Here is a 15,912-nt window from a genome sequence, read left to right as displayed (position 1 = left end):
AAGGATCGCGGCGAGACGTGCGCCATCATCACTCGCCCGGGCGAAACGGACGGAGGCCATGACGCGCTTGGTGACCCTGTGCTGCAATCTGTAACTCGGCGTTGATTCATCCCCCCGGTTGCGCCTTCTCACCTTCCGATGTGTGGCTGGCTTCACCGTTCCGCCTTGATCCAGCGACGCGACGTTACGCCGTGCCGCGGTCGAGAGGCGGCTTACGGCGTCGACACGCGTCGATAAGGCCGATGGCCACATCGGCCTTCAACGTTCGATCTCACCCTGCCGGTCGATTTTCCACGGCGCAGCCCGGCTGGCGTTACCTGCCGCCATCACGGACGCGCGACCATCGATGCTGGTCGCGGCCGCTTCCAACCCGAACCAATGTGGTCGATCGACCGCGACGAGGATCGCCAGAAGACCGCCTGCCACGGCAAACCACACAGCGAGCCCTCGTACCGTCATCAGCTTGCTTCCCTCGATGCTTGTGGGTCTTCGACACGATGAGTGATCTATGCTTGGCGTAAGGCCCACGATTAGCTCGCGGGTGACAAAGTTTTTCCGAGCGGAGCAACGCCGGTGCATGAGTCTCGACCAGCGCTGGGGCAAGAACCCCTTCAAAACGCTTCGCTTTTCGGCAGGCGTCACTAGACTGAACGCATGTATCTTCGCCGTTTCATGCCCATCCTGCTGGTGACCGCCGCCTCGATCGGCGCAGCGCCGCCGCCCTCCGCGATCCATCTCAATCAGATCGGCTTTCTGCCGGATGCCAGCAAGCGAGCGATCGTCGCCGACGCGTCGACCACACCGTTGCCTTGGCAGGTGCGCGACGTCGACGATGTCGTGGTAGCCACAGGCGAGACCGTGCCCGTCGGCGACGACGCGGCGTCGGGCGATCACGTCCACCTCGTCGATCTCTCGCGCCTTACCGAGCCGGGTGCCTATCGGCTGTCGGTGGCGGGAGAGACCAGCCGGCCCTTCGTCGTCCGCGCCGACCTCTACGCGCCGCTCGCCGCGGCCGCGCTCCACTATTTCTACCAGACTCGCGCGGGCATCGCGATCGAGCCGCGTTACGCCGGCGAGCCGCGCTGGGCGCGCCCCGCCGGCCACGTGAAAGAGATCGCACCGTGCTTCTCCGGCGCGGACGAGCGCGGCGTGCCATGGGTCGGTTGCGACTATCGCCTCGACGTCGCCGGCGGCTGGTATGATGCCGGCGACCACGGCAAATATGTCGTCAACGGCGGCATCGCCCTGTGGACGCTGCAAAACCTGTATGAGCGCGAGGCACGCGCCAACCGCTTCCCCTTCGCCGACGGTCGCGGCAACCTGCCCGAGAGCGGCAACGGCGTCGATGACCTGCTCGACGAGGCACGCTGGGAGATGCGCTTCCTGCTGGCGATGCAGATTCCCGACGGTGCCCGTGCGACCGTGCCGGTCGGCGCTGCACCCGCAGCCTTCCGGACGATCGACGCCGGCGGCATGGCGCACCAGAAGGTCGCCGATCGCCGCTGGACCGCACTGCCGACCCGCCCTGCCGACGACCGCGAGGACCGGCTGCTCTACCCGCCGACCACCGCCGCGACGCTCAACCTCGCCGCCACCGCGGCGCAGTGCGCGCGGATCTGGCGGACGATCGACCCGGGCTTCAGCGCCACCTGCCTCGACTCCGCGCGCCGCGCCTATGCCGCCGCGCAGCGCGCGCCGCAGGTCTATGCCACCAACAGCTTTACCGGCAGCGGCGGCTATGGCGACGACGACGTGAGCGACGAATTCTATTGGGCCGCGACCGAATTGTACGCCACCACGCACGAGCCGCTTTTTGCGGCGGCGCTGCGACGCTCGCCGTGGCACGTCGCGGCGGTGCGCGCGCCCGACTGGGGCCATGTCGCGGCTGCGGGCACGATCACGCTCGCCACCGTCGCAGGCGTGCCGGCGAGCGAAGCAACGCCGGCCCGCCGCGCGCTGATCGCCGCGGCCGACGGCTTCCTCGCCGAGGAGGCGCGGAGCGGCTATCGCATCCCTTATGCCACGCTCGACTATCCCTGGGGATCGAACGCGGTGATCCTCAACCGCGCGATGATCCTCGGCGTGGCGCAGCGGCTCACCGGTACGGCGCGCTATCGCGACGGCATGGTCGACGCAATGGACTATGTGCTCGGCCGCAACCCGCTCGACCAGAGCTATGTCTCGGGCTTCGGCGCGCGACCGTTGACCAATCCGCACCACCGTTTCTGGGCGCACCAGCTCGATGCCACGCTGCCCGGCCCACCGCCCGGCGTGGTCTCCGGCGGCCCCAACTCCACCGCGATGGCGGACCCGATCGCGGCCAAGATGAAGGGCAGTTGCGCGCCGCAGCGCTGCTGGACAGATGATATTCGCGCTTATGCGCTCAACGAGGTGGCGATAAACTGGAACGCGCCGCTGCTCTGGGTCGCTTCAGCGCTGGACCAACCGGGCGCGCGCACGACGCACCGACGCTGAGAGAGGAGCCGCGCATGAGCTGGTCGCCGACACGACGCGAGGGACTGGCGGCGCTCACCGCGGCGCTGGCGGCCGGGCCCGGCATGGGGGCGAGCGGTGCGCCCGGGCTCGACGCCATCGCGCGCCCACGCGGACTCCGGTTCGGCTCGGCGCTGTCGAGCCGACCGCAGGGCGCCTCTCCGGACAACCCGCGCTATGCCGCGCTGCTGCGCGCCGACTGCGGCGTGCTCGTCGCCGAGAACGAGATGAAGTGGCAGCACCTGCGCCCTGCCCCGGACCAGTTCGACTTCGCCGCCTTCGACCGCATCGCGAACTATGCCGCGCGCGAACACATGGCGCTGCGCGGGCACAACCTGCTGTGGCAGCGGCGCAAGTGGATGCCGCGCTGGCTCGAGGCGCATGATTTCGGTGCGCGTCCCGCGACCGAGGGGGCGCGCATCCTGCGCGAGCATATCGAGACGGTCACGCGCCGCTACGGCACGCGCATCAGCAGCTACGACGTCGTCAACGAGGCGGTGACGCCCGAGACCGGCGTGCTGGAGGAAACCGCGCTCAGTCAGGCGATCGGCGGCACCGCCGCCACGCTGGACCTTGCCTTCCGCACCGCGCGAGCGGCCGCCCCGCACGCCGAACTGGTCTACAACGATTACATGAGCTGGGAGCCTGGCAACGCGGCGCACCGCGCCGGCGTGCTGCGGCTGCTGGAAGGCTTCCGCCAGCGCGGCACGCCGGTCGATGCGCTCGGGCTGCAATCGCATATCGTCACCGCCGGCAGCGACACCGCGGCGAGCGCGCGCACCTATGAGGCCGAGTGGCGGCGCTTCCTCGATGCGGTGACCGCGATGGGCTATCGCCTGCTGATCACCGAGTTCGACGTGCGCGACAACGGTCTGCCGGTGGAGCTCGCCGCGCGCGACCGCGGCGTCGCCGATTACGCACGCCGCTACCTCGACGTGACGCTGAGCTACCCGGGGCTGCGCGACGTGCTCGCCTGGGGACTGAGCGACCGCTTCAGCTGGATTGGCCCGTTCGAGCCGCGCCCGGACAAGGCACCCCGCCGTCCCTGCCCCTATGACGTCGACTATCGCCCAAAGCCGCTGCACGCCGCGATCGCGCGCGCGCTGGCGGAGGCACCCGCGCGCGCGTGATGCGTCGTCATCGCCCGCCGGAGCACGGTCCGGCGGGCGAGCTCGTCAGTAATTGGCGCGCAGGATGATCGAATAGCGCCGATCGTTGGTGAAGTAGGAACGCGGCGCGAGATCATCCGAGCCGCCTTTATAGGCTTGGAGCAGCTTGGTCGTCGTGTTGGTCAGATTGACCCCCTGGACGCCGAGCTTGACCCATTTGTTGAGGTTGATGAAGGCCGACGCGTCGAGCTGCCCGGTCGCGTCGTTGAAGATCGACGTATAGGGGAAGATCACGTCCGCCGCGGTGAGCAGGAAACGCGAGCGCCAGTTGTATGCGGCGCGCAGCGACACCGGGCCTCTTTCGTAGAAGAGGGTGGCATTGACGTTGTGCTTCGATAGTCCCTCCAGCGGCAGATTGCCCTTCGGGATCGTCGAACCCGAGGACGGCGTGCCGCCGTTGAGGAAGGAATTGGGCAGACCAGAGCTGTCGATATAGGTGTAATTGCCGTTGAAACCGAAGCCGCCGAGAAAACTCGGCAGGAAATCGAAGGTCTGCTGATAGGCGACCTCGAAGCCCTTGATCTTGCCCTTGCCGTCGTAATTGGCAGGGCCGCGAGCCTGGATGTTCTGGGTGATGCCGTTGTTGGTGATCGAGCGATTGACCAGCGACTGGTAGAAAAAGCCGTCAACCGTTTTGTAGAAAGCGTCGAGCGAGATCTGGCCGACGCGGCCGAAGTACCATTCGATGGTCGCGTCGAACTGCCACGCGGTAGCCGGCTTGAGGTACGGATTGCCCGCGTTGATCGTCACCGTGCCCGAGCCCGGTTCGAGCGCGTAGGTCACGTACGGCCGGATGTTGGCGAAGTCCGGCCGGGTCAGCACCTTCGACCCTGCCAGGCGGACGATCAGGTCATTGGTGACGCCGAACTTGAGGTTCGCGCTCGGCAGGAAGTAATTGTAGCTGTTGGTGAAGTTCGCCGGCTGCGAGGCATAGCCCGGCGTCGCGAAGGTGCGCAGCTGCTCATATTGCGTCTCGCCAAGGGCACAAACCCCGCCCGGCTGCACGGTCTGAGACGTTCCATCGGGTAGGTTGCGCACACTCGCGACACAGCGCGTGGAATAAGGATCGGTGACGCCGAGCTCGGTCTGGTTCGGCACCGCGGTCTCGGTGCGCGACCGGACCGTGGTGCGGACGTAGCGCAATCCCACGTTGCCCGACAGCCGGATGCCGCCGAACACCGGCTCGTTGTTGCCGAACTGGAGCATCGCATAGGCTGCGGTGTCCTGCTGGTTGACGTTCGACACCTCGGACGGAAGGAACGCGGTCCCGGGGATCGCGCCGACGCGCTGGCCCGCGGCGAGGAAGCGATTGGTCGCGGTCGCCCCGTTGGTGTTGCGCCAGATGTCATTCTGCGTCTGGAAGAAGTTGGTGGCGCCATTGTAGTCACCGACCAAGTCGCCGTTGTAGTAATAAGCGCTGGGCGGTGCGGCAGTCTGGCCGCGGAAGAAATTGTCGAACGAGTAGAGCGAAGAACGGCTGGTGTCGCCCTGGTTGAACGAGACCGGCAGTCCGGAGGTGCCGTCAGCCCGCCCCGACCAGACCTCACTGATCGCACCCCAATTGTAAGCGGTATAACGCACGTCCTGCGAACGCTCGGCGTAGCGCGCGCCGAATTTAACGCGCTGCAGGAAGTCGCCGTCGTCGAACTTGTACGCGAAGTCACCCTTGATCTGATATTCCGAGCCGACGCTATGCTCGATATGGTCCATCGCCGCGCGCCAGAACTGGAAGTCGCGGTTCTGGAAGTAATCGGAGTCGCTCGCCGCCGCCATCGCCGGGTTCGGCGACGCCCAATTGGCCGCGAGTGTCAGCGGCTTGTGCGGGACGACGACGGGCAGGTTGCCGGTCAGATCGAGCTCGGAGTCGGCGAAGGTCGAACCGAAAACGCTGAGATCGGTGACGTCGTGCTTGGCATAGGTATAGTCGACGTCGAGGTTGATCGACCAACGATCGTCCGGATTGATCTTCAGGTTGAAGCCCGCATCCTTGACGAGGTTCTCATCATAGACCTGGCGCCGCGAAAGTGACTGCTGCGTGCCGCCGGTCGGCACCCTGGTCGTCGGGTCGCCGCTCGACGAGGTGCGCCAGCCGTTGCCGGGCAGCGTGATGAAGCCGCTCTGGAACAGTCCGCCGTCATCATAGGCGAAATTCGGATACGGTCCGCCCCCCGGGTTGTAGCCGTTGCCCCGCTGGTTCTCGCCGAACTGGAACTGGCCGGCGCCGTTCAGCTGGCACTCGGCGCGCGTGGTGCTCTGGTTCGCGCCATTGAGCGGGCCGTTGCCGTTCTGCTGGCAGCCCGCCGGATAGGTGCTGTACTCGGACAGATCGGGCGCGGTCTCGAACGTATGCTCGCCCCAGGCGCTGCTCGAATGGGTGCGCAGGAACTGCGCGGTGAAGGTGGTGCGCTCGTCGGTGCTCTGCCATTGCACCGCCAGCGCCTGGCCGTCGCGCTTGCGGTCATAGTCCTGGCTGCGGAACTGCCCGCCGATCGGCGCATAAGCGATCGCGGTGGGGTCGGCATAGCCGTCCGCGCCCGCCGTGCCCTGCGCACCGCAGACGTTGGCGGGGTTCGGGAAGGACTGGCCACCGACGCCGTTGACCGTGCCGGGCAGCAGCGTGAAGCCGTCGGTCGTGCCGGGCAGCTGGTTGCGGCACGTCACGGTGGTGTTGGTGCCCGTGCCGGTCGCTGCCTGGACGCCGTCACGCGTCTGGAAGTTGGTGACCTGGATGCCGTCGGCGCGGCTCTTCAGCCGCGAGTAGGAAGCGTTCGCCAGGATGCCGAATCGGCCGATCGGCGTGTCCCAGGTGTTCGAGACCAGCAGCGAGCCCGTCGGCGACCATTTCTTGGCGAAGTCGCCATAGTTCGCCTCGACCCCGCCGCCGATGTGAAAGCCCTTGTTGTCGAACGGCTTGCGCGTGTTGAGATTGACCGTACCGGCGAGCCCGCCCTCGACCAGATCGGCGGTGGCGTTCTTGTATACTTCGACCGAGCCGAGCAGCTCGGAGGGGACGTCGGCGAAGTTGATCGCCTGGCCGCCAATGCCGGCCGAGAAGGTGTCGCGTCCGTTGAACTCGGAGCGGACGAAATTGAGGCCGCGAACGTTCACACCCGAGCCCTCGACCGAGAAATGGTCGGGGTCGTTGTTGCCGGCGAAGCGGTTGATCGAGACGCCCGGCACGCGCTGCAGCGCTTCGGTGACCGAGCGATCGGGCAGCGCGCCGATGTCCTGCGCAGTGATCGCATCGACGACGGTGTCGGAGTTGCGCTTGATGTTCTGGGCGTTGGCCAGGCTCTGCCGGATGCCGGTGACAACGACATCGTCCGCGCCTCCAGCGTCCGTCGCGGGCGTGTCACCGCTGTTTTGCGCCGCCGGATCCGCGCCCGGCGTGTTCGGCGAGGTGGCCGCGCCGGCGGTGTTCTGCCCGGTCGCCGGGCCGGTCTGCGCGAACGCCGGCGCGGCCAGCGCGACGACGCACATCGCCGTCACGGAAACCCCGGTCAGAACGGCCCTGTTACGAAATCGGGTATGGCCGCCGCGGGCTGGCCTGTCCTCGAAGATCATCACATCCCCTTCCAAATAATCATACTACGATGTTCTCTCCGCGGCGACCGCGTGGCATCTTCTATTTCTCGGTACGACTGCCGCAGCCCCGCTGCAACGGAAATGTTTGCGCTATCATTTTTCCTTATTCGGGGTGGCTTTCCGGCATTCCCGCCGCCGCTGCTTGCGCTATGACGGGACCGATCGCGGCGCCGGTACGGACGTTCGCGACAGGAGTCGGAGACGGATGGAACGGGCGGAGCGACAGCGCGTGGTGGTGATCGGCGGGGGGACCTCCGGCTGGATGACCGCGGCTGCGCTGGCCAAGCTGCTGCCGGCGCGCTGCACGGTCGACCTGGTCGAATCGGAGGCGATCGGGATCATCGGCGTCGGCGAGGCGACGCTGCCGCACATCCGCGCCTTCAACGAGCGGCTGGGCATTGCCGAGGCCGAGTTCATGGCGGCGACCCGCGCCACCTTCAAGCTCGGCATCGAGTTCCGCGATTGGGCGCGGGTCGGCGACAGCTACATTCACCCGTTCGGCACGTTCGGCCGCGGCACCGGCGAGGTGCAGTTCCACCATTATTACGCGCGGCTGCTCCAAGCTGGCGCCGCACTGCCGCCGATCGAAGCCTTCTCGATGGCCTGTTCAGTCGCGCGCGCGAATCGCTTCGGCGCGCCCGCGACCGACCCGCGCCAGATCGCCTCCACCTTCGGCTACGCCTATCAGTTCGACGCGGTCGCCTTCGCCCCCTATCTGCGCCGGCTCTCCGAAGGCCTGGGCGCACGCCGCACCGAGGGCCGGATCGTCGACGTCGCGCGCGACCCGCTCAGCGGCGACGTCACCGCCGTCGTGCTGGAGGACGGCCGCCGCATCGAGGGCGACCTGTTCGTCGACTGCTCGGGCTTTGTCGCGCTGTTGATCGGCAAGGCGATGGGCGAACCGTTCGACGATTGGTCGCGCTGGCTCCCCGCCGACCGTGCGGTGGCGATGCCGTGCCGCACCGCCACGGCGGTGACGCCCTATACCAGCGCGATCGCCATGCCCTCGGGCTGGCGCTGGCGCATCCCGCTGCAACACCGCACCGGCAACGGCTATGTCTTCGCCAGCGACTTCCTCGACGAGGGCGCCGCCGCGGACGCGCTGGTGGCCGCAGTGGAGGGTACGCCGCTCGCCGAGCCGCGCCTTCTGCGTTTCAAGGCGGGACGGCGCGCGCGCAGCTGGGTCAACAATGTCGTCGCGATCGGGCTCGCCTCGGGGTTCCTCGAGCCGCTCGAGTCGACCAGCCTGTATCTCGTCCAGCAGGCGATCACCGCCTTGGTCGAACTGTTCCCCGAGCGCCGCATCGCCGCGGCCGATCGCGACGAGTTCAATCGCCTCGTCAACATGGAATATGACCGAGTCCGCGACTTCCTGATCCTGCACTATCACGCGACCCAGCGCGCCGATTCACCCTTCTGGGACTATGTTCGCACCATGGAGATCCCGGCCAGCCTCGCGGAGAAAATGACGCTGTTCCGCCGCCGTGGCCGCGTGGTGAAGTATCGCGAGGGCGCCTTCCTCGATGCCAGCTGGGTGTCGGTCTATCTCGGCCAGCGCGTCCTGCCCGAGGGTCACGACCCGCGCGCCGACGTGCCGACGATCGACAGCCTCGCCGCGGGCATGGAGCGACTGCGCGGCGAGATCGAGGTAGCGGTCGGCGGCATGGCGGACCATCGCGACTTCCTCGCGGGCTATTGCCCGATGCCGGCGGCGGCATGACGATGCTCGACGCACCGATCCGCAGCGTCGCGGTCGTGGGCGGCGGCATCGTCGGCTGGTCCGCCGCGGTGGCGCTGCGACGGCGCGTGCCGGGGCTGGAGGTGACCATCCTGGCCACCGCGCCCGCCCCCGACGCGCTTGCCGATCGCCTGCCGCACACCTTGCCCTCGACAATCGGCTTCCACGACGACCTCGGCCTGCGCGAGGAGGATGCGGTGGTGCGCGCGGGCGGCGCGTGGCGGCTCGGCACCCTGTTCGAGGGCTGGGTCGAGGGCCTGCCGCCCTATGTCCACGCCTACGGCGGCTACGGCCGGCCGTTCGGCACCGCCTCGTTCCACCATCACTGGGTCCGCGCCGCGCACGCGGGCGCCGCCGCGCCGTTCGACTCGCACGCCGCCGCAGCGGCGCTGGCGCGCGCTGGCCGGATCGCGACGGGCGCGGCGGACCCGCTGCTCGGCGACGTCCAGCCCGGCCTGCTGCTCGACGTCGAACGCTATCGCGCCATGCTCGCCGCCTTTGCACGCCACCTCGGCGTGGTCGTGCGCCAGGGGACGGTGGCCGCGGTGCGGCTGCGCGGCGACGACGGCTTCGTCGACCGGCTCGTGCTCGACGACGGCGCGACGCTCGAGGCCGACCTCTACGTCGACGCAACCGGCCCCGCCGCCACGGTTCGCGGCACGATCGACCAGGAGCGCGAGGACTGGTCGGCGTGGCTGCGCTGCGACCGGCTCGTCACCGGCGAGGGCGCGCCCGAGCCGCTCTCGCCGCTCGATCGGGTCACCGCGACGGACGGCGGCTGGCGCTGGCGCAGCGCGGCACCGGGCCGGACGCTGCACGGCTTCTGCTACGCCGCCGCCGCGCTGGACGACGCGGCGGCCACCGAGGCGCTCGCCGCGGCAGGCGCCTCCACCATCGCCGCGCCGGTGTCGTTCCGCCAGGGCACGCGACCGGCACCCTGGGCGCGCAACTGCGTCGCGGTGGGGGACGCCGCGACGGTGATCGAGCCGCTCGACTTCACCAACCTCCACCTCGCGCAGAGCGCGATCGACCGGATCGTCGCGATGCTGCCCGGGCGCGCCTGCCACCCGCTCGAGCTCGCCGACTACAATCGCCAGGCGAGCGCCGAGGTGGCGCGCGTGCGCGATTTCGTGCTGTGCCACTATGCCACCGCGCGACGGCCGGGCGCCTTCTGGCAGCCGCCCGCCACGCTGCCCGAAAGCCTCGACCGCACGCTGCGGCTGTTCGTTGAGCGCGGCCGCCTCCCCTTCTTCGAGGAGGAGACGTTCGCGCGTGACGACTGGCTCGCGCTGCTGCTCGGCCAGGGCGTCCTGCCGCGACGCGTCGACCCGCTGATCGACGTCACCGCCGCGGCCGACAGCGACCGCGCCATGGCGGCCTATCGCGCCGCGATCGCGCAGGCGGTGGCGCGCTGCCCTACCGCCGACGATTATCTCGCCACCGCACGGGGACAGCTCGCCCGATGAACGACCATACCATCCGCCATGTCGTCATCCTGGGCGGGGGCACCGCCGGCTGGATGGCCGCGGCGGCGCTGTCGCGCTTCCTCAACAACGGCGTGACCCGGATCACGTTGGTCGAGTCGGAGGAGATCGGCACCGTCGGCGTCGGCGAGGCGACGATCCCGCCGCTGCTCACCTTCAATCGCATGCTCGGCATCGACGAGCAGGAATTCATCCGCGCCACCGGCGGCACCTTCAAGCTGGGCATCGAGTTCGTCGACTGGGGCGGGCTGGGCGAGCGCTACTTCCACCCGTTCGGCGCGCACGGCCACGATCTCGGCGGCGTCCACTTTCACCAGCTCTACCTGCGCGAGCGCCAGCGCCGCGTCATGCAGGACATCTCGGCCTGGTCGATGAGCGCGGTCGCGGCGCAGGCGGGCAAGTTCGCGCCGCCCTCGCCCCATGCGCAGTCGGCGGTGAAGGAGCTGCTCTACGCCTACCACTTCGACGCCGCGCGCTACGCCGACTTCCTGCGCGGCTATGCCGAGCGCAATGGCGTGCGTCGCGTCGAGGGCAAGGTGGCCGCGGTCGCGCAGCGTCCCGAGGACGGCTACGTCACCGCGCTGCGGCTGGAGGACGGCCAGGTCATCGCGGGTGAGCTGTTCGTCGACTGTTCGGGCTTTCGCGGGCTGCTGATCGAGGAGACGCTCGCCACCGGCTACGAGGACTGGCGCCGCTGGCTGCCGTGCGACCGCGCGGTGGCGGTGCCCAGCGCGCTCGCCGGCGACCCCGACCCTTATACCCGCGCCACCGCGCGCGGTGCCGGCTGGCAATGGCGCATTCCGTTACAGGAGCGGATCGGCAACGGCTTGGTCTATTGCAGCGACCATCAGACGCGCGAGTCAGCCGAGCGGGAACTGCTCGGCCATCTGGAAGGCACGCCGCTCGCCCAGCCGCGCCACCTCGCCTTCACCACCGGCCGGCGCACCTTGGCGTGGAACCGCAACGTGGTCGCACTGGGACTCGCCTCGGGCTTCGTCGAGCCGCTCGAGTCGACCTCGATCCATCTCGTCCAGTCGGGCATCGCCAAGCTGATCGCTTTGTTCCCCGACCGTCGCTTCGCCGCCATCGAGCGCGACGAATATAACGCGCAGATGCACGAGCTGTACGAGGACGTGCGCGACTTCGTCATTCTCCACTATAAGGCAACATGGCGCGACGACACGCCCTTCTGGGAGCGCTGCCGCACGATGGACGTGCCCGCCAGCCTCCAGCGCAAGATCGATCTGTTCCGCGCCAAGGGCCGCGTCTTCCGCGAGGGCCGCGAGCTGTTCGCCACCACCAGCTGGGTCGCGGTCTGCCTCGGCCAGCATGTCGTGCCCGACGAGCACGAGCCCGCGGTCGACGCGCTCGACGCGGATCGCGTCGCCGAGGCAATCGAGCAGATGCGACGCGACTATCTCGCGGTGGCGGACAAACTGCCGCGCCACGGCGACTTCCTCCGCCATATCGGCGCCGGCGCGGCGCCGGCCGCGCCGCCCTCGCCCGCGGCGCCCGACCCGGGGCCGACCTTCTCCTTCGCCTCCGAGACGCCGTTCAACTTCTCGGCCGACCCGCTGTGAGGGCGGATTCGATCCGCCGCGTCGTGATCGTCGGCGGCGGCACCGCGGGATGGATGGCGGCCGCCGCGATCGCGCGCGTGCTCGGCGAGATCCCGGGCCTGTCGATCGAGCTGGTCGAGTCCGAGGCGATCGGTACCGTCGGCGTCGGCGAGGCGACGATCCCGCAGATCGTGCTGTTCAACAAGATGCTCGGCATCGACGAGGGCGAGTTCCTGCGCGAGACCCGTGCCACCTACAAACTCGGGATCGAGTTCGTCGACTGGCTCCGGCCGGGCCATCGCTACGTCCACCCCTTCGGCTTCTACGGGCTCGACATGAAGGGGATCGAATTTCACCATTACTGGCTCAAGGGCCGCGAGCTGGGCGACGACACTCCGCTCGACGCTTACTCGCTCGCGGTGGTGGCGGGGCTGCAGGGACGCTTCGCGCACCCGCGCCCCGATCAGCCCGGCTCGCCGCTCTCCAAGCTGGGCTATGCCTTCCAGTTCGACGCCGGCCTGTACGCACGCTTCCTGCGCCGGTTGGCCGAGGCGAACGGCGCGCGCCGCATCGAGGGGCGGATCGTCGACGTCGAGCGGGACGGCGAGAGCGGCCATGTCGCCGCGGTCGTGCTCGAAACGGGCACGCGCGTGGAGGGCGACCTGTTCCTCGACTGTTCGGGGTTCCGCGGATTGTTGATCGAGGAGACGCTCGGCGCCGGCTTCGAAGATTGGAGCCACTGGCTGCCGTGCGACCGCGCAGTCGCGGTCCCCTGCGCCAACGGCGGCGATCGCCAGCCGTTAACCCGATCCACCGCGCGCGCGGCGGGCTGGCAGTGGCGCATCCCGCTCCAGCACCGCATCGGCAACGGCTATGTCTACGCCTCGCAGCACCTCTCCGACGACGAGGCGGCGGCGACGTTGCTCGCCAATCTCGACGGCCCGCCGCTGGGTGACCCGCGCCCGCTGCGCTTCACCGCCGGACACCGCCGCCGCGCCTGGGTCGGCAACACGGTCGCGCTCGGGCTGGCGGGCGGCTTCCTCGAGCCGCTCGAGTCGACCAGCATCCACCTCGTCCAGTCCGCCATTGCGCGGCTGCTGACCTATTGGCCGACACGCCGCTTCGACCAGCGCGAGATCGACCGTTTCAACGCCGCGCACGTCGCCGACTATCTCGACATCCGCGATTTCCTCGTGCTCCATTATAAGGTGACCGAGCGGCGCGACTCGCCGTTCTGGGACTATTGCCGCACGCTCGAGCCGCCGCTCGGGCTCGCCGATAAACTCGCGATCTTCGCCGCCAACGGCCGCGTCTTCCGTGAGGGCGACGAATTGTTCACCGAGACGAGCTGGCTTTCGGTGATGGTCGGCCAGGGGGTCGCCGCGGGAGGCTATCATCCCGCGGCGGACCTGCTGAGCGACGCCGAGACGCTGGCGCGGCTGGACCATATCCGCCGCGTCGTGGCGGAGACCGCGGCGCTGCTGCCGCGGCAGGACGATCACCTGCGCGGGCTCGGCTGCGACCTGGTGGGACTGGCGGCGTGACTGCACCGCTGCCCGAGCTGACCGGCGTCGACCGCCGCCGCTTCGAGGAGGAGGTCCGCCCCGCCGCGCGCCCGGTGGTGCTGCGCGGCATCGCGCGCGATTGGCCGGCGGTGATCGCAGCGGGCGAGTCGACCGAGGCGGGCGTGGGCTATCTCAAGCGCTTCAGCCGCCCCGCCCCGGTGCCGGCGATCCTGGGCGAGCCGTCGATCGCGGGACGCTTCTTCTACACGCCCGATCTCAAGGCGCTCAACTTCGTGCGCGGGCAGACGCCGCTCGACCCGTTCCTGGACCGCCTGCTGCGCGACCGCGCGCATGCCGAACCCTATGCGATGGCGATCCAGTCGGTGCCGCTGCCCGAGCTGCTCCCCGGCTTCGCCGAGGCGAACGCCTGCGCGCTCGTCCCCGCGGGCGTGATCCCGCGCATGTGGCTCGGCAATGCGATCCGCGTCGCGACGCACTATGACCTGATGGAGAATATCGGTGTGGTGGTGCTGGGCCAGCGGCGCTTCACCCTGTTCCCGCCCGACCAGATCGCCAACCTCTACATGGGTCCGCTCGAGCTGACCCCGGCGGGCACGCCGGTCAGCCTGGTCGACCCCGACGCGCCCGACCTCGACCGCTTTCCACGCTTCGCCGACGCCTTGCGGACGGCGCAGACCGCCACGCTGGAACCGGGCGACGGCATCTACATCCCGTTCCACTGGTGGCACGCGGTGGCATCGCTCGGGCCGATCAACGCCTTCGTCAACTACTGGTGGAACCCGGCGCCGGCGGGGCTGGGCAATCCCTATGACGTGCTGCTCCACGCGCTGGTGGCGATCGCCGCGCTGCCGGCGGACCAGCGCGCGGCCTATCGCGCGGTGTTCGAGCATCTCGTCTTCCGCCCCGACGGCGAGCCAGCGGCGCACCTGCCCGGCGACGTCAAGGGCGTGCTCGGCCCGCTCGACCCGACCGTTGTCGCGCGCATCCGCGCGACCTTGGTGGACAGTCTGGGACGATAGGCTCCTGGCGATCCTCCCCGCTCGCAGGGAGGATTTTCACACCCGCCCGCCGAGCAGACGGATGAGAAAGCCGCGCATCCGCTCGGTTCGCGCCGGGCTGCCCGCGCCGAGGATCCCGCGCGCGGCGGGCGGCAGGTGCGCCGCGGCCTCCTCCGCGTCGGGTGCGAAGACATAATGGTCGAACCAGCCGCGCCACGCCGCCTTCTGCGCCGGGGGCAGGTCGCGCACGCTCATCAACGCGTGGACCAGCGCGCCGAAGGGCGACGCGGTCGCTTCCTGCTCCCACCAGTAGTTGACGAGGACGTTCAGCGGGTCGAGCGCGCGTACGTGATGCCACCAGATCGCCGGGATGAAGAGTGCGTCGCCAGGCCCGAGCTCGGCGACCTGGGCGTGACGTCTCGCCTCGGCGAAGCGCGGGTAGCGCGCCAGATCGGGCGAGTCCGGGTCGACCATGCTCGACGGCGGCCCCGCCATCGTGTGATCGAGCGGGCCGACGTACAGGTTTGCGATCTGATCGGGCGGGAAGAGCGTGAACCGCCGCCGGCCGTGCACCACGCAGGCGACGTTGTTCGACTGGTCGTAGTGGGTCGCGACCTGGGTGGCGTTGCCGATCCACAGCCGCGCTGGTGCCTCGCCTGTGGGCAATTCGAGCGCATTCTCGTCCTGCCAGCCGGGCAGATGATCGGGCGCGGTGGCCGCATTGGCGTAGAGCGCGTGGGGCGCCGCTATCCCCTCCTCCGCGAACCGAACGAGCTCGCCGAGCAGCTGACCCAGCGTCACCGTCTGGCGCGTGAAGTTGAAGCCGCTCAGCGTCTCATCGTAGAAGAAGCGGCCCCCAATCGCGGGCGCGCCGATCATCACGTCGAGCGGGCGCCCGCCGCCGAAGCGCGCGAGATAGGACGCCATCGCACGATCTCCCTGCGCACCGGCGCGCACTGCGGCCCATTGGCTCACCTGCCCACGCAACACGATCGGGACATAGCCTCCCGCGATCTCGCGCGCGAAGGTGGCGCCGTCGACCGCTGGCGACTCGGCGACGAACGTGATCGGAGCGGCGACGCTGGCCATGTTCACTCCTTATCCCCGCTCCCCGCGATTAGCGACCTCAGGTCACGCGAGCGCGCTGCCAAATCAGTTATCGGCAAAGAGTTAGGGGAACCAGGTGCGCGATATCGGCTCAGGCCGACAAAACGTTCTGGCCGATCACGGATGCGGGCCAATCACGCGCATAGGTGAGGTCGAACAGCTGTCCTGCCGGGGACCGACAAGACCTCGCGCACCTTCCGCTGACGGCGGCTTCGCGAAAAGCGACCGCCAAGTACGTCGAACCTCGACCAAA

General features: G+C 69.1%; 10 protein-coding genes. 7 read left to right on the top strand and 3 right to left on the bottom strand.

Annotated elements, in window-relative coordinates; genetic code table 11:
* Positions 1 to 258: 258 nt before the first annotated feature.
* Positions 259 to 459 (bottom strand): hypothetical protein, encoded by a 201-nt coding sequence (locus QBJ89_RS03055; RefSeq protein WP_277979069.1) that lies wholly within the window; start codon positions 457 to 459, stop codon positions 259 to 261.
* A 213-nt stretch (positions 460 to 672) separates the two neighbouring features.
* On the opposite strand from QBJ89_RS03055, the gene QBJ89_RS03050 reads away from it, so the two are divergent.
* Entirely contained in the window at positions 673 to 2,475 is a 1,803-nt protein-coding gene (locus tag QBJ89_RS03050; protein WP_277979068.1) for a glycoside hydrolase family 9 protein, read from the top strand.
* Positions 2,476 to 2,489: 14 nt separating this feature from the next.
* On the top strand, positions 2,490 to 3,623 hold the full coding sequence (locus QBJ89_RS03045) for an endo-1,4-beta-xylanase (RefSeq protein ID WP_277979067.1): 1,134 nt from the start codon (positions 2,490 to 2,492) through the stop codon (positions 3,621 to 3,623).
* Between the two features lie 45 nt (positions 3,624 to 3,668).
* On the opposite strand, the gene QBJ89_RS03040 is transcribed toward QBJ89_RS03045, so the two are convergent.
* Entirely contained in the window at positions 3,669 to 7,142 is a 3,474-nt protein-coding gene (locus QBJ89_RS03040) for a TonB-dependent receptor (protein WP_277979175.1), read from the bottom strand.
* Between the two features lie 310 nt (positions 7,143 to 7,452).
* On the opposite strand from QBJ89_RS03040, the gene QBJ89_RS03035 reads away from it, so the two are divergent.
* Genes QBJ89_RS03035 through QBJ89_RS03015 form a run of 5 tightly spaced genes read left to right on the top strand, consistent with a single transcriptional unit; the run spans position 7,453 to position 14,573 of the window.
* Positions 7,453 to 8,967, top strand: coding sequence for a tryptophan halogenase family protein (locus QBJ89_RS03035; protein WP_277979066.1), 1,515 nt, complete (start codon positions 7,453 to 7,455; stop codon positions 8,965 to 8,967).
* Positions 8,964 to 10,451, top strand: a complete 1,488-nt coding sequence (locus tag QBJ89_RS03030; RefSeq protein ID WP_277979065.1) for a tryptophan 7-halogenase — start codon at positions 8,964 to 8,966, stop codon at positions 10,449 to 10,451. Before QBJ89_RS03035 ends, QBJ89_RS03030 begins: the two co-directional genes overlap by 4 nt.
* On the top strand, positions 10,448 to 12,049 hold the full coding sequence (locus QBJ89_RS03025; RefSeq protein WP_277979064.1) for a tryptophan halogenase family protein: 1,602 nt from the start codon (positions 10,448 to 10,450) through the stop codon (positions 12,047 to 12,049). The genes QBJ89_RS03030 and QBJ89_RS03025 overlap by 4 nt, the downstream gene beginning before the upstream one ends.
* Positions 12,046 to 13,572 (top strand): tryptophan halogenase family protein, encoded by a 1,527-nt coding sequence (locus QBJ89_RS03020; RefSeq protein WP_277979063.1) that lies wholly within the window; start codon positions 12,046 to 12,048, stop codon positions 13,570 to 13,572. The genes QBJ89_RS03025 and QBJ89_RS03020 overlap by 4 nt, the downstream gene beginning before the upstream one ends.
* A complete protein-coding gene (locus QBJ89_RS03015) occupies positions 13,569 to 14,573 on the top strand; it encodes a cupin-like domain-containing protein (protein ID WP_277979062.1) in 1,005 nt (334 codons plus the stop codon). The genes QBJ89_RS03020 and QBJ89_RS03015 overlap by 4 nt, the downstream gene beginning before the upstream one ends.
* 36 nt (positions 14,574 to 14,609) lie before the next feature.
* Here the strand turns inward: QBJ89_RS03015 and QBJ89_RS03010 are convergent, their stop codons facing one another.
* Complete coding sequence (locus QBJ89_RS03010; RefSeq protein ID WP_277979061.1) at positions 14,610 to 15,641, bottom strand: cupin-like domain-containing protein; 1,032 nt, start codon at positions 15,639 to 15,641, stop codon at positions 14,610 to 14,612.
* Between the last annotated feature and the right edge of the window lie 271 nt (positions 15,642 to 15,912).

It is taken from the genome of Sphingomonas phyllosphaerae (assembly GCF_029623345.1).
GTDB classification, from domain to species: Bacteria; Pseudomonadota; Alphaproteobacteria; order Sphingomonadales; family Sphingomonadaceae; genus Sphingomonas; species Sphingomonas phyllosphaerae_C.
This window is presented reverse-complemented; position numbering and strand designations above follow the sequence as displayed.